Origin of the sequence: Comamonas sp. SCN 65-56, assembly GCF_001724135.1 — a bacterium.
In the GTDB taxonomy this organism is placed as follows: domain Bacteria; phylum Pseudomonadota; class Gammaproteobacteria; order Burkholderiales; family Burkholderiaceae_C; genus Comamonas_C.
On the sequence record NZ_MEDS01000015.1, the window covers coordinates 24,328 to 49,902 of the forward strand.

General features: G+C 66.2%; 21 protein-coding genes and 1 pseudogene. 17 read left to right on the plus strand and 5 right to left on the minus strand.

Annotated elements, in window-relative coordinates:
• Positions 1 to 3 precede the first annotated feature (3 nt).
• From ABS45_RS10055 to ABS45_RS10125, 15 genes are read left to right on the plus strand one after another with little or no spacing between them, the layout of a single operon-like run.
• Entirely contained in the window at positions 4 to 1,137 is a 1,134-nt protein-coding gene (locus ABS45_RS10055; RefSeq protein ID WP_291555367.1) for a GNAT family N-acetyltransferase, read from the plus strand.
• 1 nt (position 1,138) lies between these two features.
• Positions 1,139 to 2,626 (plus strand): oligosaccharide flippase family protein, encoded by a 1,488-nt coding sequence (locus ABS45_RS10060; RefSeq protein WP_291555368.1) that lies wholly within the window; start codon positions 1,139 to 1,141, stop codon positions 2,624 to 2,626.
• A gap of 49 nt (positions 2,627 to 2,675) precedes the next feature.
• Positions 2,676 to 3,725, plus strand: a complete 1,050-nt coding sequence (locus ABS45_RS10065) for a glycosyltransferase (RefSeq protein ID WP_291555369.1) — start codon at positions 2,676 to 2,678, stop codon at positions 3,723 to 3,725.
• Positions 3,722 to 4,687, plus strand: coding sequence for a polysaccharide deacetylase family protein (locus ABS45_RS10070; protein WP_291555370.1), 966 nt, complete (start codon positions 3,722 to 3,724; stop codon positions 4,685 to 4,687). Before ABS45_RS10065 ends, ABS45_RS10070 begins: the two co-directional genes overlap by 4 nt.
• A gap of 4 nt (positions 4,688 to 4,691) precedes the next feature.
• Positions 4,692 to 5,819, plus strand: a complete 1,128-nt coding sequence (locus ABS45_RS10075) for a glycosyltransferase family 2 protein (protein WP_291555371.1) — start codon at positions 4,692 to 4,694, stop codon at positions 5,817 to 5,819.
• Entirely contained in the window at positions 5,816 to 6,601 is a 786-nt protein-coding gene (locus tag ABS45_RS10080) for a polysaccharide deacetylase family protein (protein ID WP_291555372.1), read from the plus strand. Before ABS45_RS10075 ends, ABS45_RS10080 begins: the two co-directional genes overlap by 4 nt.
• Positions 6,582 to 8,072 (plus strand): O-antigen ligase family protein, encoded by a 1,491-nt coding sequence (locus tag ABS45_RS10085; protein WP_291555373.1) that lies wholly within the window; start codon positions 6,582 to 6,584, stop codon positions 8,070 to 8,072. The genes ABS45_RS10080 and ABS45_RS10085 overlap by 20 nt, the downstream gene beginning before the upstream one ends.
• Positions 8,069 to 9,235, plus strand: a complete 1,167-nt coding sequence (locus ABS45_RS10090; protein ID WP_291555374.1) for a glycosyltransferase — start codon at positions 8,069 to 8,071, stop codon at positions 9,233 to 9,235. Before ABS45_RS10085 ends, ABS45_RS10090 begins: the two co-directional genes overlap by 4 nt.
• A gap of 11 nt (positions 9,236 to 9,246) precedes the next feature.
• Positions 9,247 to 10,095, plus strand: a complete 849-nt coding sequence (locus ABS45_RS10095; protein WP_291555375.1) for a polysaccharide deacetylase family protein — start codon at positions 9,247 to 9,249, stop codon at positions 10,093 to 10,095.
• Between the two features lie 3 nt (positions 10,096 to 10,098).
• Entirely contained in the window at positions 10,099 to 11,259 is a 1,161-nt protein-coding gene (locus ABS45_RS10100) for a glycosyltransferase (RefSeq protein WP_291555376.1), read from the plus strand.
• Complete coding sequence (locus ABS45_RS10105; protein WP_291555378.1) at positions 11,256 to 12,524, plus strand: hypothetical protein; 1,269 nt, start codon at positions 11,256 to 11,258, stop codon at positions 12,522 to 12,524. The genes ABS45_RS10100 and ABS45_RS10105 overlap by 4 nt, the downstream gene beginning before the upstream one ends.
• Entirely contained in the window at positions 12,521 to 13,282 is a 762-nt protein-coding gene (locus ABS45_RS10110; RefSeq protein ID WP_291555380.1) for a YdcF family protein, read from the plus strand. Before ABS45_RS10105 ends, ABS45_RS10110 begins: the two co-directional genes overlap by 4 nt.
• The gene (locus tag ABS45_RS10115) at positions 13,279 to 14,493 is read left to right on the plus strand and encodes a GNAT family N-acetyltransferase (RefSeq protein WP_291555382.1); all 1,215 of its coding nucleotides are present in this window, start codon (positions 13,279 to 13,281) and stop codon (positions 14,491 to 14,493) included. The genes ABS45_RS10110 and ABS45_RS10115 overlap by 4 nt, the downstream gene beginning before the upstream one ends.
• Entirely contained in the window at positions 14,490 to 15,656 is a 1,167-nt protein-coding gene (locus tag ABS45_RS10120; protein WP_291555384.1) for a GNAT family N-acetyltransferase, read from the plus strand. The genes ABS45_RS10115 and ABS45_RS10120 overlap by 4 nt, the downstream gene beginning before the upstream one ends.
• On the plus strand, positions 15,653 to 16,294 hold the full coding sequence (locus tag ABS45_RS10125; RefSeq protein WP_291555386.1) for a hypothetical protein: 642 nt from the start codon (positions 15,653 to 15,655) through the stop codon (positions 16,292 to 16,294). The genes ABS45_RS10120 and ABS45_RS10125 overlap by 4 nt, the downstream gene beginning before the upstream one ends.
• A 46-nt stretch (positions 16,295 to 16,340) precedes the next feature.
• On the opposite strand, the gene ABS45_RS10130 is transcribed toward ABS45_RS10125, so the two are convergent.
• From ABS45_RS10130 to ABS45_RS10145, 4 genes are all read right to left on the minus strand, one after another.
• Positions 16,341 to 18,143 (minus strand): hypothetical protein, encoded by a 1,803-nt coding sequence (locus ABS45_RS10130; protein WP_291555388.1) that lies wholly within the window; start codon positions 18,141 to 18,143, stop codon positions 16,341 to 16,343.
• A gap of 459 nt (positions 18,144 to 18,602) precedes the next feature.
• Entirely contained in the window at positions 18,603 to 19,541 is a 939-nt protein-coding gene (locus tag ABS45_RS10135; RefSeq protein ID WP_291555390.1) for a class I SAM-dependent methyltransferase, read from the minus strand.
• Between the two features lie 173 nt (positions 19,542 to 19,714).
• Entirely contained in the window at positions 19,715 to 21,427 is a 1,713-nt protein-coding gene (locus tag ABS45_RS10140; RefSeq protein ID WP_291555392.1) for a hypothetical protein, read from the minus strand.
• Positions 21,428 to 21,512: 85 nt separating this feature from the next.
• Positions 21,513 to 22,958, minus strand: coding sequence for a hypothetical protein (locus tag ABS45_RS10145; RefSeq protein WP_291555394.1), 1,446 nt, complete (start codon positions 22,956 to 22,958; stop codon positions 21,513 to 21,515).
• Positions 22,959 to 23,313: 355 nt separating this feature from the next.
• Here ABS45_RS10145 and ABS45_RS10150 point away from each other — a divergent pair, with 355 nt between their 5' ends.
• Both ABS45_RS10150 and ABS45_RS10155 read left to right on the plus strand, forming a co-directional pair.
• On the plus strand, positions 23,314 to 24,120 hold the full coding sequence (locus tag ABS45_RS10150; protein WP_291555396.1) for a hypothetical protein: 807 nt from the start codon (positions 23,314 to 23,316) through the stop codon (positions 24,118 to 24,120).
• Positions 24,121 to 24,128: 8 nt separating this feature from the next.
• Entirely contained in the window at positions 24,129 to 24,917 is a 789-nt protein-coding gene (locus ABS45_RS10155; RefSeq protein WP_291555398.1) for a hypothetical protein, read from the plus strand.
• Between the two features lie 119 nt (positions 24,918 to 25,036).
• Here ABS45_RS10155 and ABS45_RS10160 read toward each other — a convergent pair.
• A pseudogene (locus ABS45_RS10160) lies at positions 25,037 to 25,575 on the minus strand (hypothetical protein); the annotation flags it as partial.

Genomic DNA, 25,575 nt, shown 5'->3' on the forward strand with positions numbered 1-25,575 from the left:
CGCATGCACGTCGACGTGATCACGAGCGCCGAGGGAATCGAGTCGCTGCGCGAAGCGTGGCAACAGCTCTCCCGGCGTGCCCTGCGCGCCAGCCCGTTCAACTCCTGGGAGTGGCAATCGCTCTGGTGGAAACACTATGGAGCCGGCCACCCCCTGCGCATCCTCGCAGCGCGCGACGGAGAAAGGACGATCGGCATCCTGCCCCTGTACGTTCAGCCGCGTCGTGTACTGGGTGCGATCCGCGTACGCATGCTGCGCAACGTTGGAACCGGGGGTGATACCTCGCCAGACGACCTCGACCCGCTGGTCGATCCCGACTATGCCACCGAGGCGCCGCGTGCGCTGGCGAACGCGGCCCTCGGCCTGAACGACTGGGACCTCGTGCGGATCTCGGACATGGGCGATTCCCCGGACTTCCTTGCTGCATTGGCGCAGGCGGCCTCGGGTCGCGCGCTGCACCAGCAATGCTCGCCGGCCGCCCGTATCTCGTACATCGCGCTTCCGGCCACCTGGGACGAGTACCTGACGAGCCTCGGCGGCGATCGCCGGTACACCATTCGCAAGACGCGCCGCAACTTCGAAGCCCTGCCGGGCGCGCGCTTCTATGTGTGGGAAGACCGCGAACGCCTCGACGAGGCCGTTGACCGCCTCGTTCACCTGCATCGGGCGCGTTGGCAGAACCGGGGCGAGGCGCACGCCTTCTCGACCGAGCAGTATGTCGCATTCCACCGCGAGGTCATGCACGCGTTCCACGAGCGCAACTGGCTGCGGCTGCACTGCATGGAGCTCGACGGACAGATCATCGCGATGTACTACTGCTATCGCCATCGAGATGCCGTCTACTATTTCCAGGGTGGATTCGATCCGTCGTTCTCGAATCTGCGCCCGGGCCTCGTGCTGATGGGCTATGCGATCGAGCACGCCATCGGCGAGGGGGCCACAGTCTTCGACATGCTGCGCGGCGAATACGAGTACAAGACCCAATGGGCGAAATCCGCCCGCCAGACCATGCAGTTCGAGGCGCACCGCAACACCCTTGGAGGCCTGGCGCATCGTCTGCGCACCGAGCACCTGCCTGCGCTCAAGCGCGGTCTTGCCGCGCGATTCGGTGCGCGGCAGGCCATGACGAGCCATTGACATGCTGCGTCGCCTGCTCGTACACGCGTCGACCTACTCGATCGGAAGCCTGCTCGTCACCCTTGCGGGCCTGATCTCGTTCCCGATCTTCACCCGCATCTTCAGCGTCGCGGAATATGGCGTCCTGAACCTGGTCTCTTCGACTCTCCTGATCCTGATCGGAGTCGCCAAGCTCGGCCTGCAGCATTCGGTGATCCGCTTCTACGCCGAAGCCGGCGCACCGTCGGGGAACTTCACGCCCAGCCAGTATTTCTCCACCGTGGTGCTCGGAATGGGGGCCGCCGGGGCTCTGGTGATGCTGTGCTGGGCGGGCATCAGCCAGCTGATCCCCGCCCACTTGTGGGGCGACGAGCGTATTCCGCACCTGCTGTTGCTCACGGCAGTGCTCATACCCGTCCGCGTCCTCGATAGCGGCATGAGCAACATCTTGCGCGCGATGGAGCGCAGCGGGTGGCTCACGCTCTACAACGTCCTGAGGAAGTACGGCGGCCTTGGAATCATTCTTGCAACCGTCTTCTACGTGCTGCCCGGTCTCGACGGTTTCTACGCCGGCACGATCCTGGCGGAAACCCTCGCGGTCGTTGTCCTGGGCTGGTTGATGCTGCGCCGCCAGCCAATCTCGCGCCGCGAATTTTCGCCCGAACTGTATCGCGGAATGCTGGTATTCGGCATTCCGATGGTCGCTTACGAGCTGGGAGCCTTGCTGCTCAATTTCGGGGACAGGTACGTGATCCAGGCAATGCTCGGAGGCACGGCGCTCGGCCACTACTCTGCGAGCTACAACCTTGCGGAATACGTCCAGATGATCATCGTGGCGTCGTTCGGACAGGCCGTGGTCCCGATGTTCACGAAGCTCTGGGAGGAGAAAGGAGAAGCGGCAACCCGCTCCTTCATCGAGCGGGCACTGCACTTCTATTGCATGATCGGAGTCGCCGTGGTCTTCGGCCTGGCCGCAGTCGGAGAGGACGTCCTCGTCCTGCTCGCTTCGGAGAAATACCGCGCCGGCGCGGTCGTCATCCCCTGGATCATCGCTGCGACGGTCATAGACGGCGGTGCGACGCTCCTGGGCGCCGGCCTGTTCATCCGCAAGCAGACCCGCATACTCATGTTCATCGTCGTTTCCTGCGCGGTTCTCAACGTGGTGCTGAACGTCGTCCTGATACCGCACTTCGGCATACTCGGTGCGGCGATCGCGACACTTGCAAGCTATGTCGTGTTGACCGTGGCAATGCTGGTCATCGGCCGGTCGAGGCTGCGCATCGCCTTTCCGTGGCGCGCGCTGCTGAAATTCCTGGCGCTGGGCCTCGTGATGTTCGTCTCGGTATCGTCGGTGGACACGGGCGAACCCCTGCTCAGCCTGTTCGTCAAGGTCTTGACCGGCGTGGCGGTCTATTCGGCCCTGGTGCTGGCCTTCGACCAACGCGGTCGAGACGCGACGCTGGTCGTTGTCGAACGCGTCGGTCGCCTCGCGCGAAACGTCCGCAGCTGACGGCCATGCGGAATCGACTCGCAAAGGAACCGGGAAGATCTCAATGCACTTGAGCGAACCTCTGGTCAGTGTCGTGGTGCCGGCGTTCAACGCCGAAGCCTGGCTCGCCGAAGCGATCGAGAGCGTGCTCGCCCAGTCGTATCCACGCGTCGAGCTCGTGGTGGTCGACGACGGTTCGACCGACGCGACCGGGAAGATCATTCGGGGGTATGGCGAACGGATTCGCTGCGTCAGCCAGGCGAACGCAGGACTGGCCAGCGCGCGCAATGCCGGACTCGCAGTGGCCTCGGGCGCGTTCATCGCACTGTTCGACGCAGACGACGTATGCATGCCGGAACGGCTTGCGACGCAGGTTGCCTACCTGCTCGAGAACCCCGACGTCGGCTTGTGCAGCAGCGAATTCTCGGCTTTCGACGAATCCGGCGAGATCGCGCCGACCTTTCTTTCGCAATACTACGGGCGAGTCGAGCGTGACGGAGGAATCGTCGCGATGTACGACCGGGTGGGCGAACTGGACCTGCCCGGGCCCGCAGGCACCCCGATGCCGACCAAGGTTCGCACGATGAGCGGCTGGATCCACGACAGGCTGGTCTGGGGAAACTACGTTCACCCGCCTACGATCATGTTTCGCAGCGAACTGCTCGCGCGTGTCGGCAATTTCTCGCTCGATCTGCGCAATCTTTGCGACTATGAGTGGCTGCTGCGGGTCAGCCGGGTGAGCCGCATCGGATTCATCGATCGGCCGCTCATTCGCTACCGGGTTTCGCCGGGCCAGATGTCCGGCGACCGCAACACCGCTGCGATCAAGCTCGACACCGTCGACATCATGCAGAGCATCGCGCGCATCGACCCCGGGTTCTACCGCACCAACGAGGCGGCGCTGCGCCGGCGCGTCGGCGCGGCATACCGGGGTGCGGCCGACGCCCTGGTCGACACCGACAAGCCCGGGGCGTTGCGCCATCTCGTCCGCAGCCTGCGCGACCAGGCGCCGGACCTCGCCATGATCAAGATCCTCGTCAAGCTGCTGCTGCCGCGGCGCGTGCTCGCCGCGATCAGGGCTCGACGAGCGAATCGGCAGCAAGGCCCCGGCAATCGATGAGCAAGCGGTTCATCAAGCAGCTCTGCACCACGACGCCTTTCTGGCGGCTGTTCGCGGGCGCACTGCGGCCGCAAGGCCTCACGGTGCTGATGTACCATCGCATCGTGGCGCCCGGCGACGCATTCCCGGGTACCCCCGTCGGGCAGTTCCGCGCCCAGATGCAGTGGCTACGCAGGCACTGCGAGCCGATCGCGCCCGAGCACTTCGAAGAGTCCCTGCTGGTCTCGAGCTGGGCGAAGCCGCCCGTGCTGGTCACCTTCGACGACGGCTACCGCGACTATCATGACAACGCCTACCCGATCCTGCGCGAACTGGATATCCCGAGCGTAGTGTTCCTGGCGACGTCGTTCATCGACGACGGCGGCCTGATCTGGACCGACGCGGTCACCTGGGCATTTCGCACCACGGCCTGCACCGAGTTCGTCGTCCCCTGGGAGCCCGACGTGGTCCTCGCGATCGACGACGCGTCGACGCTCGAGCGGTCGGAGTTGCGCTGCAAGCACTTCCTCAAGGGCGTTCCGGACATCGAGCGCATGCGTTGGGAGCGCGAGCTCTACACGGCACTCGGCGTGGAACCGCGAGCCAGCGCGCCGGGCAGGCAGATGCTCGACTGGAACGAAGTCCGCAAGACCGCGGACTTGACCCGCTACGGCGGCCACACCCACACGCACCCGATTCTGTCCCAGCTGGACAGTCAGCGCATGGAGGACGAGATCCGCCTGTGCCGCGAGCGCATCGAGCGGGAAACCGGCGTTGCTCCACGCTACTTCGCCTACCCGAACGGCCGCGCCCAGGATTTCAACGACGAAACGAAGACGCTGCTGCGCAAGCACGGGTTCGAGCTGGGCTTTTCCACGGTGGAAGGCATCCACCGGCGGGGCATGGATCCGTTGGCGATCGTGCGCCAACCAACCGGCAGCCGAACGCTCGGCGATTTCGCGTTCATCGTTGCGGGACGCTAGCGGAATGAACGGCGCTACCCTGGCCTTCTGGCTCGCATTCGGCCTCGTCGCGTATACCTACATCGGATACCCGATCGGCATCTGGCTGGCCGCCCGCACCCGCAAGGAGCAGGCACCCGACGCGGTGGCCGATTGGCCAGCGGTCACCCTCGTGGTGGCAGCGCACAACGAGGCGGCCCGGATCGACGCCAAGGTCGCGAACCTGCGCAACCTGGACTACCCGGCTGGTCGTCTGCGCCTGCTTTTCGTCTCCGACGGTTCCACCGACGGTACCGACACCGCACTGGCATCGATCACCGACGTCGAGTCGATCTGCTACCCGGTTCGTCGCGGCAAGCCGCATGCGCTCAACCTTGCGATGCAGCGGGTCGAGACGCCGATCGTGGTGTTCAGTGACGTTCGCCAGATGATCGAGCCTCAGGCCATTCGCCACCTGGTCGCCCGGCTCCTGCAGCCAGGGGTCGGAGCGGTGAGCGGCGCACTGGTTCACGTCGCGCCCGGCACACAGACCGCGGCCCAGATCAGCCTCTACTGGCGCTATGAGAAATGGATCCGGAGGTCCGAGAGCCGCTTCGCATCGACCGTCGGCGCCACCGGTGCGCTATACGCGATCCGCAGCCGTGATTTCACGCCGTTGCGCGACGACACCCTGCTCGACGACTTCGAGATTCCGATGCAGGTCGTGCGTCGCGGACTGCGAACGCTGTTCGAGCCGCGCGCAGTGCTCTACGACGAACTCCAGCCGGACATCGCCGGCGAGCGCAAGCGCAAGATACGCACCCTGACCGGCAACTTCCAGTCGTTCGCCCGCAATCCCTGGATGTTCGTTCCATGGCGCAATCCGCTGTTCGTGCAATTCGTTTCCCACAAGGTACTTCGCCTGCTCGTACCCTATGCAATGCTCGCCATGCTGCTTGCCTCGCTCCTGGCCGACGGCGCGTTCTATGCAGCCGCCGCGGTGGCGCAATTCGCGTTCTACGCCACGGCGCTGCTCGGCGCCAGGGTGCCCGGTTTGCGAAGCAACCGCGTCGTCAGCTTCGTGACCGTGTTCGTCGAACTCAACTGGGCCGCCGTGATGGCCCTGGCCGGCTTCGTGTCGTCGCGTTCCGATGCGAAATGGGAAAAGACATGAAACCGCTGGTGCTCCTGATGTACCACGCGCTCTACGCGGACGAACGCGAGCTCGCCGACATCGATCCGCCCGACCGCCCGTATGCGGTATCGGTGTCCAACTTCGAGCGTCAACTCGAACTGATCGGGGAAGCAGGCATCCCCGTCATCGACCCGCGAACGCTCGACCGCGACGCGCCGACCAGCGGCGGTGTCGTCCTGACCTTCGACGACGGGCACGCAAGCAACCGCATCCATGCACTCGACCGACTTGTTCGGCGCGGGTACCGGGGCGCGTTCTTCGTGACGACCGACTTCGTCGGCCGGCGACCCGGTTTCTCCACCTGGGGGCAACTGGTCGACATGCATCGATGCGGGATGACGATCGGCGCGCACGGCCGCACGCACCGTTTCTTCGATGATCTCGACGACGCGGCGTCACGCGCCGAGTTCGCCGCGTCGCGCAGTGCGATCGAGGATGCACTCGGGGCGGAAGTCCGTCAGATGTCGTTTCCAGGCGGACGTTTCCGTCGCCGCCAACTGCGTTTCGGCCAGGAAGCCGGTTTTCGCATCTTTCACGGCTCGAACGTCGGCGTTCATCGACCGGAACCGGTTGCCGCGGGCACGGTACTGCCGCGGATCGCGGTGAGACAGGCGACCAACGAGCGTCGCTATCGCGACATGATCTCTGCAGCACCGCTCTGGCTGTTTCGCGCGCGCCTGTCCGCCAATGCGAAGACGCTCGTGCGCCGAACGGCAGGCAACCGGATTTATCACGCATTGTATGAAAAGCTCGCCGGCTGAACCCATGAATGCCGGGCCTGCACCCGCCGCCTCGGGAGACGCGCCGGCCGCGGTGGCAGCACCCTGGGGTGGCCCACCACTGCGCTCGACGCTCCGTTTCCTCGCAGTGCCGGCACTCCTGGTCGTGGCGATGAACCTGTTCGGCTGGCGGCTCGAGCCATGGGCACTTCACGGGTTCGCGGCGATCTACGGCACGGTGCTGCTGGTGCACAGCCTGCGCGATCCGGAGTGGCTGCTGGCGATCGTCGTGCTGTATCTTCCTCTGAGCCGTGTCTACGTCGCCAAGGTCGCTCCCGGACTGAACGGCACCAACATCCTGATCGTGCTGCTGCTGATCGCCTGGACCGCACGCGTGATCGCGGAGCGCAGGCCATATTTCCGGCAAATGCCGGGGGCGGGCCCGGTGCGCTGGTGGGCCGCCCTCAGCATCCTGTCGATCGTCACCGCCGGATTCACGCTCGGGTTCTTCCGGATCGTCGACGGGCTGCAGGAGATCAAGCTCTGGATCGACCAGTTCATCCTGTTCTTTGCCGTGCTCAACCTGATCCGCGACGGTGCCATGGCACGCCGCGTGATGGTCTACATGATGCTCGGTGCGGTCGTCGTCCTGGCGCTCGGCTTCCAGGAATGGACCGAGAAGCGCTACCTGGAAACCATCGAGCGGGCACGCCTTCTCGGACCGCAGATGCAGCCCAACGACTTCGGGGCGTTCCTCGTCTATTCCTCTGGAACCGCCATTGCCCTGTTCGCCGGCAACCTCACCCGCCTCAGATCCTGGCTGCTCGTCCCGTACTTCCTGCTGCTGGCGCGCATCTTGCTGGCGACCTTCTCGCGCGGCGCCTACATCGGCATGGGCGTCGCCGGCGTGGCCGCCGCCTTCGTGCGCGGGAAACTGTTTCTCGCCGTCATGGGAGGCATGGCGGTCACCGTCCTGTTCGTGTACCCGGAGCTCCTGCCAGACTCCATGCGCGACCGCCTGGGGCTGGCGACCTCCCAACAACTGGCGGTGGAGGAATCGCTCGACACGAGTTCGCAGACGCGGCTCGTCCTGTGGCAAGCCGCGATCGAGATGACCAAGGAGAGTCCGCTGTTCGGCAAGGGCTTCAAGACCTTTCCGTTTCTCAAGGCCCGGTACACCGAATACGACGTCGAGGAGTCCGACAATCACAACATGTTCCTGTACATCAGCTCGCAGATGGGAATTCCGGCGCTCGTCGCGTTCCTGCTGGTCTTCTATCGAGCGTTCCGGATGGGCACGCACGTCTATCGAAGCGCGCCCGACGTCTTCGGCCGCTCGATCGGCATGGGCGCCGCAGCGATGGTCGCCGGAGCGATCGCGGTGAACATGTTCGGTTCGCGCATGACCGACATGGCGACGATGGCCTACGTGTGGTTCCACATCGCGGTCGTCTCGCATCTCTATGCCGAAGCGCAGGCGCCGAAAACGCAGCCGACGGGACCGACTGCATGACCGCCGGCAGCCGCGACGAGCGTCCACTGGTGGCTCACGTCATCGACGAACTCCCGCCCGACGGCGCCGAGCGGCTGATCGTCGACGTGCTGCGCCGGCGGTCGGCGCGATTTCGCTACGTGGTGGTGTGCCTCGTGCGCGGAGGGCTCCTCGAGCGCGAGCTGCAGGAGATCGGCGTTCCCGTCGTCGTGCTCGGCAGCCGGGGCGGGTTCGACTTCGCGCTTCTGTTCAGGCTCGTGCACTGGCTGCGCCGGGAACATGTCGCGGTCGTTCACACGCACCTTTTCGCTGCCGACGCCTACGGACGTGTTGCGGCGCGGCTCGCTGGCGTGCGCGCGGTGTTCAGCACCGTTCACAGCGTCAACGCCTGGAAAAGCAGCCTTCACCGCAGCATCGATTCGCTCCTCGCCCGCATCTCGACGCAGGTCATCGCCTGCACCGACGAGGTAGGCCAGGTGCTGCGGCATCGCGATCACCTGCCCGCGGCGCGCGTGACCGTGGTGCCCAACGGCATCGATCTCAGGCGTTTCGAGCACGCTTCGGGCAGCGGAGTCCGCGACGAGCTGGGCATCCCGACTGACGTCCTCATATGCGGCGTGATCGGGCGCCTGCATCCAGCCAAGGGTCATGCCGATCTGTTCGAGGCCATCGCGCGACTGCGCGCTGCCGACCGAACCAGGTTCGTGTGCCTGCTGGTCGGCGACGGTGAGTTGCGCGCCGGGCTCGAGGCGGCGGCGCACGAGCTCGGCATCGGGGAGCAGCTGCGATGGCTGGGCCTGCGGGCCGATGTCCCGCGCCTGCTGGCCGCTCTGGAGTTCGTCGTGATGCCCTCGCGTTGGGAGGGACTGCCAATGGCACTGCTCGAGGCAATGGCCTGCGAGAAGGCCGTGATCGCGACGCGCGTCGGCGGGATTCCCGACGTCGTGCGCGACCAGGTCGACGGCCTGCTGGTCGATTCGGGCAACATCGATGCGCTGGCGCGGGGCATGGTGCGACTGATGGATGATCCGACGCTGCGACGCTCGCTCGGCCAGCACGCCAGGCAGTCGGTGCTGGCCCGCTACGACGTCTCGCGCACTACGCAGGCCTACGAGTCGATGTACGCGCAGGCCCTCGGGGTCGGCAATGGCGACACGGCCCCGGCAACGGACGCCCAAGGCTAGGAGACGAGCCGATGGGAGCCGCAGTTCGTCGTGCCGTTGCGCTGTCGTGCCTGCCGGCGACACGACTCGCGTCACGACTGCGCCCCGGCATCCGCATCCTGATGTACCACCGGGTCCGGCCGTCCGCGGGGCACGATCAGCTCTCGGTCAGCCCCGAGCGCTTCGAGCGGCAGATCGCTCACCTCGCCGGCACGCGGAAGGTTGTGTCCCTGGCCGACGCGGTCGCGGCGCTGACTGCGGCAAGCGTGCAGCCCGAATCGGTCGCGGTGACGTTCGACGACGGCTACCTCGACAACCTCGTCTACGCGCTGCCCGTCCTGCGCCGGCACGGCATCCCGGCGACGATCTTCGTGACCACCGAGTTTTGCGACCAGACGCGCTCCCACCCGCGCTATCCGGCGCAATCGGAGCGCTTGCACCTCGACTGGCGCGAGGTGCGGGCCCTCGCTCGCGAGCCGGGCATCACCATCGGCTCGCACACGATCTCGCATCCGTTCCTGCAGCGCCTGGGCGACGACGAGGCACGGCACGAGATCGCCGACAGCCGCAGCAGGATCCAGGACGAACTCGGCATCGCGACCGACTTCTTCTGCTATCCGTCGGGAGACGTGACCGCGCGCGAGAGTCGCCTGGCGCGCGAAGCCGGCTACCGGGCAGCGGTGACCGTCGCCCCCGGCGCGAACCGCCCGGGTTCCGATCTCTGGGCCTTGCGCCGCACCGAAATCACCGATCGCGACGAGCCGCGCGAGTTGTCGATGAAGCTTGCCGGTGCCTTCGATCCGATCCACGCGGTGCTGCACTGGAAGCGCCGCCGCGCCTTCGCCGCCGCCGCGCGCGACCCCAACATGCAACGAGGGTAGTGAATGCGCCTGCTGTACCTCATGACAGAACCTTTCGGCGTCGGCGGCGTGCAGTCCGACATCCTGACCCTGACCGAGGACCTCTCTGCGCGCGGACACGTCGTCTTTGTCGCCACGACGTCGGGGGTCCTGCTCCCGGAGCTGACCGGAAAGGGAGCACGGCACCTCGATATCGACTTCCACTTCCGGCACGCCGGCGGCTTCGCGCGCGCCGCCCGAGCCCTGCGTGCCGCCGTGCGCGAGCACCACATCGAACTCGTCGCGCCGCAGTCGGTGCGTTCCACGCTGGTCGCCTACGCCAGCCTGCGTCTGGCTCCGTACGGCTATCGGGTCGCCGCGACCGGCAGGCGCGTGCCCATCGTCACGACGATCCACAACATTCACAATCCGCGACATTTCCGCTATGGCGGAAGCATCCTGCAACGATGTGCCGATTTCGTGATCTTCGAATCGCACTACGAACGCGACCGGCTTCTCGCCAGCGGCCTTGCCGAGGCGAAGTCGACGGTCATCCACAGCGGCATCGACACCCTGCGCTTCGTGCCGAGGGAGCGAGATCCCGAGCTCGCGGCCCGATACGGAATCGATCCGGCGCGTCACAAGGTGTTTGGAATCGTGGCGCGCCTGTCCGAGGAAAAGGGGCACCGCTACCTGCTGCAGGCTTTCGCTCGCGTTGCGGCGCGCATGCCCGACGCGCGCCTGATGATCGTCGGCGAAGGCCCCCTTCTCGCGCCGACGCAGGCCGACGCCGTCAGGCTCGGCATCGCGGATCGGGTCATCTTCACTGGTCTGCAACGAGACATTCCCGCTCACCTGGCCCTCATCGACGTCTTCGTTCTCTCGTCGGTCCGCGAGTCGTTTCCACTGGCAGCACGCGAAGCCATGGCGGCCGGCAAGGCGGTCATCCTGCCGCGAATCGGCGGATGCCCCGAGGTCGTCGAGGAAGGCGTTACCGGGCTGTTGTTCGAAGCGGCCAACGTTCCGGAGCTGGCGGAGCGGATGGAACGGATCATCCAGAGCGACACCCATCTGGCATTCGGCCGTGCCGCGCGCGAGCGCGTCGAAAGCTTGTTCTCGCGCCGTTCCTGGATCGACGGCGACGAGAGAATCTACCTGCAATGGCACGGAACCGGAGCGGGCGCTGATACCGGAGGACATCGATGACGACAACGCACAGGTTCTTCGCATGGTCGGCGTGGTTCATCGCCGTGTCCGCGCTGTCGAGCGCCGCGACGCTTGCAGGCGCGCAACCTGTCCTGGAAGGCTTGCTCGACGGACACGCGGTACGTCCTGCCCCGTCCAGTGCGCCTCCGGGACTGCACGAACCGTTCGTCGATCCGACGTTCGGCACGACGGTGATGCGGATCACCGACCCGTCCCAGGTGCCCGGCAAGCGGCGCATCCGGCACTACTACTCGAAGGCCAACCCGCTCAACGCCAACGACTCGCTCGCAATCTTCTTCGGCGGCGACGGCAGCCTGATCCTGTACGACGCCGCTACATGGAAGCCAATCAGGGAACTCGACATCGTCAGTTCCGACCCGGAAATCCAGTGGCATCCGAAGGATCCCGGCGTCTTCTATTTCCTCGACTTCGCGGGCAATTCGCCGAATGTGCGGGCCATGTACCGCTACGACACGAAATCCGGAAAAAAGACGCTGTTGCGTGATTTCAGCGAGTACGAGACGGTCCGCGGCAAACTCGAGGGCAACCTCGACCGCGAGGGGCGCTATTACGCGATGGTCGGCAAGAAGGGGGCGAACCTCGAAGCGTTCGTCTACGACCTGCAGAACGACACGATCCGGCGCAGGCTGCCCGTGACCGGTGCAATGGTCGCCGACTGGATCAGCGTCACGCCGAGCGGGCGCCATGTCGTGATGATGGGAAAGGACCGTTCGCGCGTCTTCGATCTCGACATGAACCACCTCCGCGACCTGCCCCTCGGCACCTTCGGGCACGCCGACCTGTGCCTGCGGGCCGACGGCACCGAGGTCATGGTGTTCGACGGCGCAGATCACCAACTCGACAACAACCGGAACATCAACATGGCCGATCTGCAGACCGGCCGCATCAGCGTGCTGACACGCATCGGCTGGGGCACGACCCCGCACGTGTCGTGCCGCAACCTGGCAATGCCCGGGTGGGCGCTGATTTCGACGCAGGGGCCTGACCGCAAGTACCCGAATCACGACTTCGAGATCTTCTGGATCAAGCTGGACGGGTCTGGACAGGTTCGGCGCGTGGCGCATCATCACAGCAGTCGCGAGAAAGGCGGCTATTTTTCCGAGCAGCACGCGGTCACGAATGCGACGGGCACACGAATCATCTTTGCCAGCAACTGGAATGGTGCTATCGACCCCAGCAGCTTCCTCGTGACGCTTCCGCGATCCCGAGGGCAAGGCACCAGTTCCGCCATCAGGAAGCCGTGACGACCTGGCTGGAGATCCTGACGGCTCCGGTCGCCCTCACAGGCTGGGCGCTGTTGCTGCTTTGCGTGCGTTGGGTCGGCCTGCAGGCCGCCGGGCGCACGCGGTGGCTGCTGATGGCGCTGACCGTTGGCTACTTCCTCGTAGCCGCACCGTTCGGTGCCAATCTGGCCGTCGCCTGGCTCGAGTCTCGCGCCGCGCCGGCCGCCGACTGCCTCGCCCCGGGGCCTGACGCGGTCTTCATCGTGCTCGCCGGTGGAATCACCGGCGCGCCGCGCAGCGAACAGGAATTCTGGAGCCTCAAGGAGGCGAGCGCGCGGCGGACCTTCGAGGCGGTCGCGCTCGCCGAGAAGCATCCTGGATCCACGATCGTCATGTCCGGAGGCGCCGGAGACACCGTGCGCGAGGCGGATCTGATGCGTGCCCTGGCGACCCGGCTTGGCATCGCTCCGGCCCGGATCGAGGTCGAGCGGAATTCCACGTCAACCCTCGAGAGCGCGGAAATTCTCGCTCGCCGCAGCGAGCTCTGGATCCGCGGGCAGCCTTTCCTCGTCACCTCCGCCATGCACATGCCGCGGGCCGTGGGCGCATTCCGCGCGGCCGGCATCCAGGTGTGCGCGCATCCCGTCGACTTCAGATGGGTCCGTCCGGCACCCCACGAGGCCTTCATCCCCCAGGTGAGCGCACTCGAAAAGAGCACCCGTGCGATTCATGAAATCGCTGGATTGCTCGCGTACTCGCTTGGAGTCTCGCCTCGATGAACCACCCGCAACGACCGGGGATCGAAGTGCGCAGGCTCTCGATGGCGGAGATCGATCAGCCCTTCGTGAGCGAGTGGCTTGCACTGGAAGCCCGGGCGATCGAGCCGAACGCCTACATGTCGCCGCACTTCGTGCTTCCGGCTCTGAGGCACCTTCGACCCGCCACCTTGCCGATCTTCGTCGCGATCTACGGCAATCCAGGCACGGGCACACGCTTGCTCGGTCTCGGGATCTTCACTGCCGAGGGCCCCACCCGCCGTTTCCCGCTTCCGCACCTTCGAAGCTACCGGTGCGTGCATTCGTACGTCACCGGCCCGCTCATCGATCCCGAGGCCGCCGAATCCGCGGTCGACGCCTTGTTCGATTTCGTCGACAAGCCGGGTTCACCCTGGCATGGCCTGGTCTTCGACAACCGCAATGCGGAAGGACCGCTTGCCGCAGCACTCGACGCCGCTGCAAGTCGTCGCGGCATCACATGGGTCGGGCTGGAGACTTTCTCGCAGGCGATCCTCTATCCGGCACGGATCGACGACCAGTATCTCGATCGCGTCATGAGCCGCAAGCGCCAGAAGAAGCTGCAGCGTGCGTACCGGCAGCTGGCGGAAACCGGGGCAGTGAGCTGGCACGTGATCGATGGCCGCGAGGTGTCCGCCGAAACAGTCGAGACTTTCCTCGAGCTGGAGAACAGCGGATGGAAGAAGGAGAATGGCAGTTCGCTGCGCTGCCGCCCCGCCCACGAGGCGTTCTTCACGGAAATGTGCACCGGGTTTGCACAGGATGGCCGGGCACTGTTCACGGAGCTTCGCGTGGACGGGCGCGCGATCGCATCGACGAGCAATTTCCTGTCGGGCGCGGCCGCCTTCGCGTTCAAGCTCGGCTGGGATCCGGACTTCGCGAAGTACGCTCCCGGAGTCCTCAACGAGTACCTGCTCGTTCGACACGCCCGTGAGCGCCTGGGTTCGCTGTCCTACATCGACAGCGGCACGGACGAAGGCTCGTTCATCGAGATGCTCTGGGCCGACAAGACGCCGATCACTACGGGGTTCTACGCCACGAGCCGGTTGGCGAGGATCCTGATCCCCTTCTGGATGCGCTTGCGTGGACTATGGCGGCGATTTCGCCGGCGGCCGACCGCCTCCTCGCGCGCTGCCGCATCCGGATCCGACGAAACGGCGCCTGGCGCAGTCGACCGTGAGGGGCCCGACGCGTGAACGGCCTGGCGCGCATCGCGCGGCCGCGCGCGAGTCCCCGGCTGCACTGTACGGTGCTCACCACCGTCGACCAGCTCGCGGCGTTCGCACCCCAGTGGCAGGCGCTCGCGCGGACGGACACGACGCATTGCAGCCTTTTCGCGACCTACGACTACGTCTTGCTCGCGTGGCGGCATCTGCACTCAGCCGACGACCGCCTGTTCGTGATCGTGGTATCCGACGGCACCGCGCCGGTCGGCGTCGTGCCCCTCGCGATCTGTCCGTCTCGACGGTGGGGAATGAAGGTGCGCGTGATGCGCTTCATCGCGCAGCAGGAAGGCGACCGCCCCGGAATCGTGAGCGCCGGCGAGCCTGCGTCGATCTGGCTCGCTGCGTTCGAGGCGCTCCTCGCCCACCGGGCGCATTGGGACCTGCTGCAACTGGCCGAACTCGACCAGGACGACTGGCCGGTCACCAACCTGGGCGGATTCGGGCGCGGCATCTTCGGGCGCGTCGAAGCCGACACTTCCGTCGCCAGTATCGACCTTCGTAGCGCCTGGGCAGACTACCTCGCATCGCGCTCGCGCAACACGCGAAAGAACTACCGGAGAAAGCTGGCCCAACTCGACCGACGGCACCCCGAATGGCGGATCGAGACGGCCACCGAGCCTGCCGCAGTCGAACGCGCCTTGAATCGCTACATCGCGATCGAGCAACAGAGCTGGAAGGCGTCGAGTCCGGTCGGCGTCGCCAAGGATGCCCGGCATGCCTCGTTCTACCGCGACCTGTTGGGCCTGCTGGCCACCCGGGGAGAGGCACGGATATCGATCCTGACCAGCGGGTCGACCGACATGGCGGGCTCGATCCAGATGATCTGGCGCGACACCGTCCTGGACCGGCACATTGCCCACGCCAGGCAGTACGACGCGGACTCGGTCGGCTCGGTACTCGGTGCGGAGGTGATTCGGCAGCATTTCGGATCGGGACGAACCACGCTCGACCTGATGGGCCTTGCGGTCGGCCACCCGAAACGCCTGCAAGTGGAGGAATGGTCCACGACGACCCGCATCACCCGTCGGGTCACCCTGTTCAATCTACGATCACGCGTCGCACCGATTGCCTGCGCCGTTGCAGCCCGGCGGGCAATCCGCGGCACGCCGTTGGCATGGAGCGGGACCCCATGAGCCGTTCCGCAGCCCGCTCCCTGTCGGCACGCATTGCACGGCGCCTCGAGCAGGCAGCGCGCCTGCTCGTCGAGAAGATCGACAACGACCTTTTCGTCCTCGATGGGTTACCGCGCGACGTACCGGAACGTTGGGCCGGGCTGCAGGTTCGCCGCATCGTCGACAGCGATCGACCCCGGCTTCGCGAGATGATCCTGAGAGAGAACAGCGACGCCGCATCGACCCTGAACCGCCTGGACGACGCCTGGGCAAGGGGATACCTCGGCTATCTGGCGCAGAATCACGAAGACATCCTCGCCTACGGCTGGATCTGCACGGCGGAGATGCCGCACCCCCAGGTCAGCGTCTTCGACCTGGATCTCGGCTCCGGCGACGTTCTGGCCTTCGACCTCTTCGTGGGACGCTCGTACAGAGGCCAGAACCTGCCTGTCGCAGTCCTGGTCAAAATGCACGCGGCGTTGCGTACCGAGGGTTACCGGCATATCTATGGGCTGGTCGACATCAACAACCGCCGATCGGCGCTCGTTCACCTTCGGGCCGGATACCGCAAGCTCGGAAGGCGTCACGCGTGGGCGATCGGCTCGTTGTTGCTGGCCAGCAGCTCAGGCATTCATCGCTACGACAAGCGCTGGATATGAGCCTCGACGGCGGGCCCGCTTCTCCGCACGCCGAAGCCCGCATCGTTCAAGGCCGGTAGGCAGGCAACTCGACCACGTAGGCATCCACCGAGCTCCCGCCGCCCCAGTCGCTGCCGAAGAGCAGGCGTGTGCCGCGCGGGCTGATCACCACGTGCGGCTCGGCCCAGTAGCCGCGCGGGCCCGACTTGCCGAACGAGCGGTGGTGCCCCACCCGGCACGCCTTGCCCCCCGGATTGGTGTTGGCCAGCACGAGTTCCTGGTTCAGCACCGTGCTGCCGGACGTATTGCCGACGATCGACAGCGCCACCCATCCGGGGTTCTTCAGAGCCACCGCGGACACGTGCGTGCCGCCAGGCGGGTACGGATAGCCCGTCGCCGGTCCGACAATGACGCGCGGAGCGCTCGCGCCGGTCATGTCGCTGGTCACCAGCGAGCCGACGTAGCTGCCGTCGAACGATACGGTGTTGTGCGTGTCTGCGCCACCCGCCAGCCTGCCCAGCGAAGCATGCTCCTCGCCGTTGACCGGCAGGTTACGCAGGAAGTTCAGGTCGGTGTCACGCACCGCCGCGGCGCCGCCGCCGAGGAAGGCCAGCTTGCCGGTCGGTGACGCGATCGGCGCAAGGTCTCCTGCTTCGCTCACGCGCCGGCTCTCGGCGCCGGTGCTGATCCGGTAGGTGAAGATCTGCCCGTCGCAGCGCAGGCCGATCAGGTCCGAGTCCCATGATGTGTACATCGGGTCGACGCCACCCGTCACGCTGCCGCTGCACGAGAACGTCTTCAGGGCAGTCTTGGTTCCGCTGGAAACCTTGTAGCGGATCAGTCGATCGTTCCCGTCCACGTACAGCAGCGAGTCCGGGTCGGTGGCGTGCCAGTAGAACTGCTCCAGGTCGGGCGGATCGATATCGAGCGCACGGATGTACTGATACGTCTTGCCGTCGTAGAGATGGTGGCCGGCTCCGCCCTTCACGCTGCCGCCGGTGTGATACAGGACGAGATAGCTCTCGTCGGCGTTCCAGGCGGGCACCGTCGAGTACGCCGGCTTGACCACGTTCGTGCTGCCTGCATCCGAAATGCGGCGGATGGTCGTGCCGAACTGGGGATCGACGACGGCCTGCCCGACCGCGGGCTTGGCCAGCGCGCCTTTGGGGCGATTCGCCTTGTCGGTGACGAGCCCCGCGCAGAGGTCCGTCGACGGAGCAGCGGCCACGGTCTGCGTGAACGTCGCTCCCACCGTCCGGGCCGCTGTCATGCTCAGCGCACAGGTACTGGTGCCGCTGCAGGCACCGCTCCAGCCCGAGAACTGATAGCCGTCCGCCGGGGTCGCCGACAGCGTCACGCTCGTGCCGGAAGCATACGACTCGCTGCAGTCGCTTCCGCAGCTGATCCCTGCCGGCGAGGATGAGACGGCCCCGGAACCCGTCCGATTGACCTGCAACAGGTAGGTCACCGGTGCCGGGGCGGGGGCGGGGGCGGGCGCCGGTGCGGGCGAGGTGGCCGACTTCGCTGGCACGAAGGTTGCGCTCACCATCGCGTCCGAGTTCATCGTGACATTGCAGGTCGTGGCGGTTCCGTAGCAGGCGCCGCCCCAGCCGGCGAAGACGTGGTCCTGCGCAGCCGTCGCCGAGAGGGTGAGCGTCCTTCCTGCCAGGTAGCGTGCCTTGCAGTCGGTCCCGCAATCGATCTTGTTCCCGCTGGTCACCTTGCCGCCGCCGGAGTTCGTCACCGTGAGCCGGTATCGCGTCCCCTTGGTCGTCGCATCGCTGGCGGCATGCGCTCCCGGGAGCGCAAGCGCCAACGAAACGAAGAAGCCTGCGGCCAATGAGAGCCGGACGAGTCGGTGCTGTGTCATGTTCGATCCTCGAAGGGTGGCGGATGAGCAGCGTCGCTGACGGCCAGCGTCGACTGCCTGGCGGGCAGAGAGAACCAGCAGCTCACCCGCATGTGTTGCCGAGCGTAATGTCGATACCGGGCAGACCACGGATCGATTCCTGTAGACGGCTTCAGCAACGACTTCCTTGTCGACTTAGTGTTCCTCGACACCCTCGAGCGCGCTCTGGCGGTCGCATGGCGAGGCGAAGGCACGGTTCGGCGTGCGCTTCAAGCGATTTATCCGCATTCCGTTGTCTTCGGCTGCTGGCCGCAGACCGACGGTCGATCGGGACGATCCAGCGGGACCCGCCGTGCCTTCGTCCGGTCGCCTCGCAGGCCTGCGCGTCGCCCCTCTTGCCGTATCGCAGGCGCAGGATCGATCGAACGGAGGACTCGCGCGACCTCGGTTCGGTCAGCGAGGATGCACGCTCTCAGCGGCTTATCCGGCGGCGAGTGGCGCCTGCGCCACGCAGAGGATCAGGTCTCCGAGGCGGTTCACCACCGGCACGCGCTCGAGGCGACGGGAGAGTTCGACGGTCGGCAGGCCGATCCGTTTCGCGAAAGGTACCCTGATCTGGATGGGCCACGCCCGCACCGACGCGAAGTACGGTCGCACCTCGTTCACGCACTCGCGCAGCGCGAAGTTGTAGCGGTAGATGTGACCCTGGGCATAGCGGCCGGACTTCGACTCGCCGGAAAGCCACTGCATGATGCCCTGGTGATGAGCGCTGAACACGAAGCGACCATCGCTGCGAAGCGCGTCGGCAGCGACTCGGTACATCGCCTGGCGATGCTCCCTGGTGGGCAGGTTCGAGGTCAGGGTCGAGTAGACGACGTCGAAGCGGCGACTCGGCACGCGCAGTGTCGTCACGTCGGCATGCACGAGTCCGACGTTGCCCGCTCCGCGGAGTCGGCGATCGAGCACGGCCAGCGATTCCAGCGACAGGTCGATCGCCAGGAGCGATGCGCATCGCGGCGCGAGTCGGGTCGTGTAGCGACCGTCGCCGCACCCGAGTTCCAGAATGGCGTCGCCGGGATGGATGTCGAGTGCTGCGAGCGCAGACAGAATCTCCATCAACTGGTACTCGGAGTTCCAGCGGGGGTCGTCTGCGTCTCCAGTCGTCGAACGGGCTCGCGCGTCACGCAGTTGCTGTTCGTGCCTGCTCTCGTCGTGCAGCGCAAGGTCCCCCTCTCCCGCGCCGGACAGCACGATGCCTGCCGACACGTTGGTCGAATCCCCGCACGACGTGCAGCAGAGTCTTCCTCGCCGCACCCCGAGCTCGTTGGCGGTCAACTCGGCGCCCACGGCGATAGCGAGCGCGCCGCCGCACTGTCTGCACTGAATGGACGCCACCAGACTGCACGGAAAGGCACCCATGGGTCGAACTCCGCGGAGACCGGCCGATGCGCCTGCGGCCGTCAGAGAGCGGTCGATGTCCCGAAAAATACTCTCGATCGAGGACGTGATCCAGTCAGGGCTGCCGTGGCGGCTCACGCAAACCGCCGGGACGGGGGAACGGCCGGAATGCGGCACGCCCCCGGAGTACCGCGCTACGGCTGATAGCTCGGCAGTTCGACCACGTAGGCATCGACCGAACTGCCGCCGCCCCAGTCGCTTCCGAACAGCAGGCGGGTGCCGCTCGGGCTGATCACGACGTGCGGTTCCGCCCAATAGCCGCGCGGCCCTGCCTTGCCATACGACCGATGGTGCGCAACCCGGCATACCTGCCCGCCGGGGTTGGTGTTCGCCAGCACGATCTCCTGGTTCAGCGTCGCCTTGCCGTCGGTGTTGCCCACGATCGACACCGCGACCCAGCCGGGATTCTTCAGCGAAACGGCCGACACGTGCGTGCTGCCCGGCGGGTATGGATACCCGGTCGACGGCCCCACGATCACGCGCGGCGCCGACGCACCGGTCATGTCGCTGGTCACGAGCGAACCGACGTAGCTCCCGTCGAACGAAACCGTATTGTGGGTGTCGACGCCGCTCGCCAGCCGGCCAAGCGATGCGTGCTCCTCGCCCACGACCGCCAGCGTGCGCAGGATGTTCAGGTCCAGATCCCTCACCTGGGCATTGGCGGCCGCGTAGAACGCGAGGGTGCCGCTCGGAGCAGCGATCGGCGCCAGCCCATTGGATTCGCTCACGCGCCGGTACTCGGTGTTGGTGCTCACCCGGTAGGTGAACATCTGGCTCCCGCAGCGCAAGCCGATCAGGTCCGAGTCCCATGAGGTGTACATCGGATCGGCGCCGCCGGAGACGCTGCACGAAAAGGTCTTCAACGTCGTCTTTGTGCCGGTGACGACGTTGTACTGAACCAGACGAGTGCCCGAATCGATGTACAGCAGCAGGTTCGGGTTGGTCCCGTGCCAGTAGAACTGCTCGAGATCGGGCGGATCGATGTCCAGCGCACGGATGTACTGGTAGGTCTTGCCGTTGTACAGGTGGTGCCCGGCGCCGCCCCGCACCGAACCCCCCGTGTGGTACAGGATCAGATAGCTCTCGTCCGCATTCCAGGCCGGAATCGTCGAGTAGGCCGGCTTGATCACGTTGGTGCCGCCGGCATCGGTGAGGCGGCGAACCGTCGTCCCGAACGCCGGATCGGTCACCGCCTGGCCCACGCCCGGCCTGGCCAGCGAGCCCATGGCGTGGCTGACCTTGTCCGTCACCAGACCCTCGCACAGGTTGGCACTGGCACTTGCCTGGTTCGCGGTGAAGCGCGCACTCACCGAGCGCGCCGCCGTCATGCTCACCGTGCAGCCCGCGGTGCCCGAGCACGCGCCGCTCCATCCGGCAAAGCTGTAACCGCTCGCCGCCGCAGCCATCAGGCTCACACTGGTGCCCGACGCATAGTTCTCGCTGCAGTCCGCCCCGCAACTGATCCCGAGCGGCGACGACGTCACCGTGCCCGAACCCGTCACCCCGACCGACAGCGTGTAGCTTGCGGTCGGCGCGGGTGTGGGTGCCGGTGTGGGTGCGGGTGTGGGTGTGGGTGTGGGTGTGGGTGTGGGTGTGGGTACGGGTGTGGGTACGGGTGTGGGTGCGGGTGTGGGTGCGGGCGTCGGCTCAGGCGCGGGTGTCGGCGTGGGTTTTGGGGTCACATTCGTGGCTGGCGCATCCACGGACGCCAGGCTCGGCGCAGCGCTCGAATCGGCGCCGTTGTCGGCGGCATTCCCGCACCCGCTCAGCAACGCGAGACTCACGCAGGCCGACACCGCCCAGGCGAATCGTCCAGACCGGGGTTTGTCCTGCAAGACAAGAAGCATGGATTTCATTGCAGCCCTGCTCATGAAGTTCGTCCGAATATCCGCGTCGCCCCGTCGGCATGCAGGCAATGGCCTGTCTCACTGCCTATGGCCGATAGGCTGGAAGCTCCACCACATAGGTGTCCGCGGTCTTCCCGCCACCCCAGTCACTCCCGAAGATCATCCGCGTCCCGCTCGGGCTGATGACCACGTGCGGCTCGGCGAAGTAACCGATCGTTCCACAATTGCCGCCGCAGGAACGGTGATGCGCCACGCGACACACCGCCCCGCCCGGGTTCGTATCGGCCAGGATGATCTCGCTCTCGAGAACGCCCTGACCCAGCTTCCCTCCGGAGAGATCACCGATCACCGACACGGCCACCCAACCCGGATTCTTGTGCGCCACCGCCGAAATGTGCGTCCCGGACGGCGGATACGGATACCCCTGGCTCTGGCCAATGATCACGCGCCACGATCCGTCCCACATGTCGTGCGCCACCAGCGTCCCGGAGTTGTCCTTTCCAGCCCGCGCGGCAACCGGACCGGAATCGAACTGCACGCTGTAGAAGATGTCGTGCCCGCTCGCAAGGCGGCCAAGCGACCCGTGCTCGCCCGAGTTGATCACGTCCAGCGTCAGCAACTCGTTCATGTTCGCATCGCGAACAGTCCCGATCCGATCGCTGTCGTTCAGGAAGTAGCGCGTACCGCTGGGCGCAGCCTGCGGTGCGTTCTGCGCCCCGCCCTCGCCCGTCGTCTTCGTGAGCACGGTGCCCACGACGCCGGCATCGATGTCGTAGCTGAAGATCTTGCCTCCGCACGTCAGGCCGATCTTGCGACCCTGCCACGACATGTACATCGGATCGGTCCCGCCGGTCAGGTCGACACCGCTGCCGCATGAGGTCGGAGGCGTCGAAAAATCGCGCAGCATCGTCTTCGCGCGCGTCTCCACGTTGTATCGGTACAGCCGACGCTCGACGATGTTCGCGTAATAAAGAACCTGCGGGTCGGTCGTGTCCCAGTAAACCTGCTCGTCATCGGCCGGACTGATGTCATCGAGCGTGCGAAGGTACTGGTAGGTCTTGCCGTCGTACAGCTCGTGCCAACCCCCCGGTCGAAGCAGAATCAGCCGGGTCTCGTCGGCGTTCCAGGCCTGGATCGTCGAGTACATCGGCTTGATGAACTCGAACCCCTTCGCCGCAGCGTCGCTGATGCGCCGAATCGTCGTGCCAAACTGCGGATCCACGAACGAACCACCCACCGCAGGCTTGGCAACATCCGTCATCGCATGCGCCAACTTGTCCGTCACCAGACCCTCGCACAGGTTGGCACTGGACGAACCGACCGACGCGACGCCTGGTCCACTGGCGGAATCCACACTGCCGTTGCCGCCTCCGCAGGCACCAAGGACAATCGCCAGAGCGGCGACGAACAGGCCTCGGCGGGGAGGCGACCCGGACCCGACAGCGGAAACCAGACGGAACGTAGCGCGCTGCATAATGAGAAACACCTTGCGGTCGGTCGATTGAAGGGAAGTCCGATCCGGCATCTCCATTGTCAAGGAATTCTTCCGGGTCAAGCCATCAGAAAGCATGCGCAATGACGGACGGAGCCTGAGGCGTCACCAGCGGTCTGCGCACTTGTGCAGAGCCGCAGAAACCGATGTGGCAACAGCAACGAAAGCAGGCACTTGCCGCGTCATCATGTCAATCAGATGTCAGGATCCGATGCAGAAGAATCGATGCAGGAATCGATGCAGGAAACAACTCGCCGCGCAGGCTAGCACAACGTGTCGACCGACCTCCTGCCGTCAACCTGACATGCAAGCCGACCGGCGGCGCTCCTCGCACCTGTGTGCCGTCGATAGAATCGACAGCGGACTGGACCCTTGAATGGCAGGCGGACTCTCGATGACACTGGATGCGCTGCCGGGGCCAGATGCCGATGTACGCATCGAAGCGACCCTCTGCGAAGGCTTCGACGCTGGTCACCGGATGGGCATCTGGTGGCTGCCCGCTGGCGAGCCCCGTGGGGCGGTACTTTGCGTGCAGCCGCTGGGCGTGGAGCGTTCGATGGCGCGGCACGCGATCGCGTCGCAGGCGTGGCGGCTCGCCGCCCGGGGTTGGGCAGTCCTGTTGATCGATCTCTTTGGCCTTGGCGACTCGCCGGGCGAACCCGCCGAAGCCACACTCGATGGTTGGCGAAGTGACCTGTTGCGTGCCGCGATGCTGGCACGCCGGCGGCACTCGGGATCGAATGTGTTGTGGGGGGTGCGCAGCGGCGCGTTGCTCGTTGCCGATGTCGCGATGGCGCTGGATCAGTTGATCGACCTGTACGTCTTCTGGCAGGCGCCAGCGAGCGGCGATGCGATTGCGACGATCCGCCCGGAGGGCGGCAGCCTGGCGCCATCCCTTCTGGCCGACTTGCGCGAGCTTCGCATGGAACCTCCCGCCATCGCCGAGCACGGCAGGCCGCCGGCCGCGCTCTTTCTCGAAGTGTCTGGCCTGTCCTCCATGACCGAGGAGGTTTCCGTGCCGACCTGCAATCTCGCGGAAGCCTGGCTCGAGGCAGGCTATCTGGCCGTGCCGCGATCGTCCGCACAACCGACATTTCAGGCAGCGCACGCCACGACGGACGGAGAGCGGTGGCTGTTGCGCAGCGAATCGCTGATGGGTGCCTGTATCGCGACCGAGGAGTTTCTCGAGGACGCACAGTGAACGCCCCCATGTCGGTGATCGAAACGCCAGTCACGATCGTCGGCGCTGACGGCATGCGGATCGGCATCGCGACCAACGCCACCCGGATTGCCGACAAGGCGGTATTGATCGTGCCGGCCCCGGGCGAGACGCGCACGGGACCCGATCGGCTCTACGTCCGCCTTGCGCGCGAGCTTGCCCGCGCCGGCCTGCCCTCGCTGCGCTTCGACCCGGCCGATGGCGGGGACTCGCGGCCCACGTTGCGCGACGGCAGCGCCTATAGGGAAGACCTGATCGCGGCGGCACGACAGCTGCTCAGGCTTCATCCCGACTCCTTCGTTGCCGTCCTGGCCGTCGGACGCGCCGCCGGAGTGATCGTTCGCGAGTGGCAGGCACTGGTCGATGCCGGCGTGCCGCTGTCGGCTCTGTGCCTGATCGATCCCTCGATCACACCGCAGGCAGTGACCGCTCGGCCGGCCTGGTGGCGCAGAATGCTCGGAAAGCATGCGCAAGCCGTCGAGCGGTCGGAGCCTGTCCTGGATGGAGGCGAGCGCATCGACCTCCCCGGGGAGGGCCAATCCTGGCATGCGCTGCCGGATGCCGTGCGCGCCGCACGCGCGAGAATGCTCGTCGTTGCGCGAGGTGACGATTCCTCGAGCGATGCGGTGGTGGCCTTCGCACAAGGTGATCGACGATGGCGCAAGGCACTGCGCAAGTCGCGCGGATGGCTCCAGATCCACGGCGCCGAGCCCGGCTTCACGCAAGCCGAGCACTGGCGACCGCTCATCGAATGGCTGGCCAGGCGACTGGCCGACTGATGCCAGAGGCGGCGACATCTCGCAGTCACATCGAATCAGCGAATGCTCGCCCCATCGGATGACAACCTCTTGCGCGGACACCTCCGTCGCAGACCGACGCCGGCTCAATTCGATTCCGGTCACTCCTGCGTGCACGCGCCTGGAGCCGAAAAGACCCGCTCGCCACCGATGCGCAGCCACCCGGTCGTCGCGCGATCGAGGGAACCGTCGATCGACGACATCGCCGCGACGGCACCGATGCCGGGCACCAACGCGGTGCCAGTTGAGCCACGCAGTTCCCCGGGGAAAGCTTCGCCGCGTTCACTGCTGGCAGCCATGCTCGGGGTGTCTGCCCACTGCCCGCCACCGCTGCCCGATACCGTGCCGGGCAACGCCCGGGCGCGCGATGGCGTCATCGCACTTTGCCGCGCCGGGCTTTGCATGCGGATCGTCGCGCTCGCGCGCACCGGCCAGCGCGGCACCGGGTTGCCTGCGGCATCGGGTGCCAGGTAGATCGCGCAGGCCCAGCTGCGCGGCGCGCCGATCGGTGCGGGCGTGCCGAGATCGATCGCGCCGAGCCGGCGGCGCGACGGCGCCGCGCAGCCGTCCACGATGCGCATCACCCACACCGCGATGCGTCCGACCAGCGGCACGCTCATCGGCACGCCGTAGCGCAGCT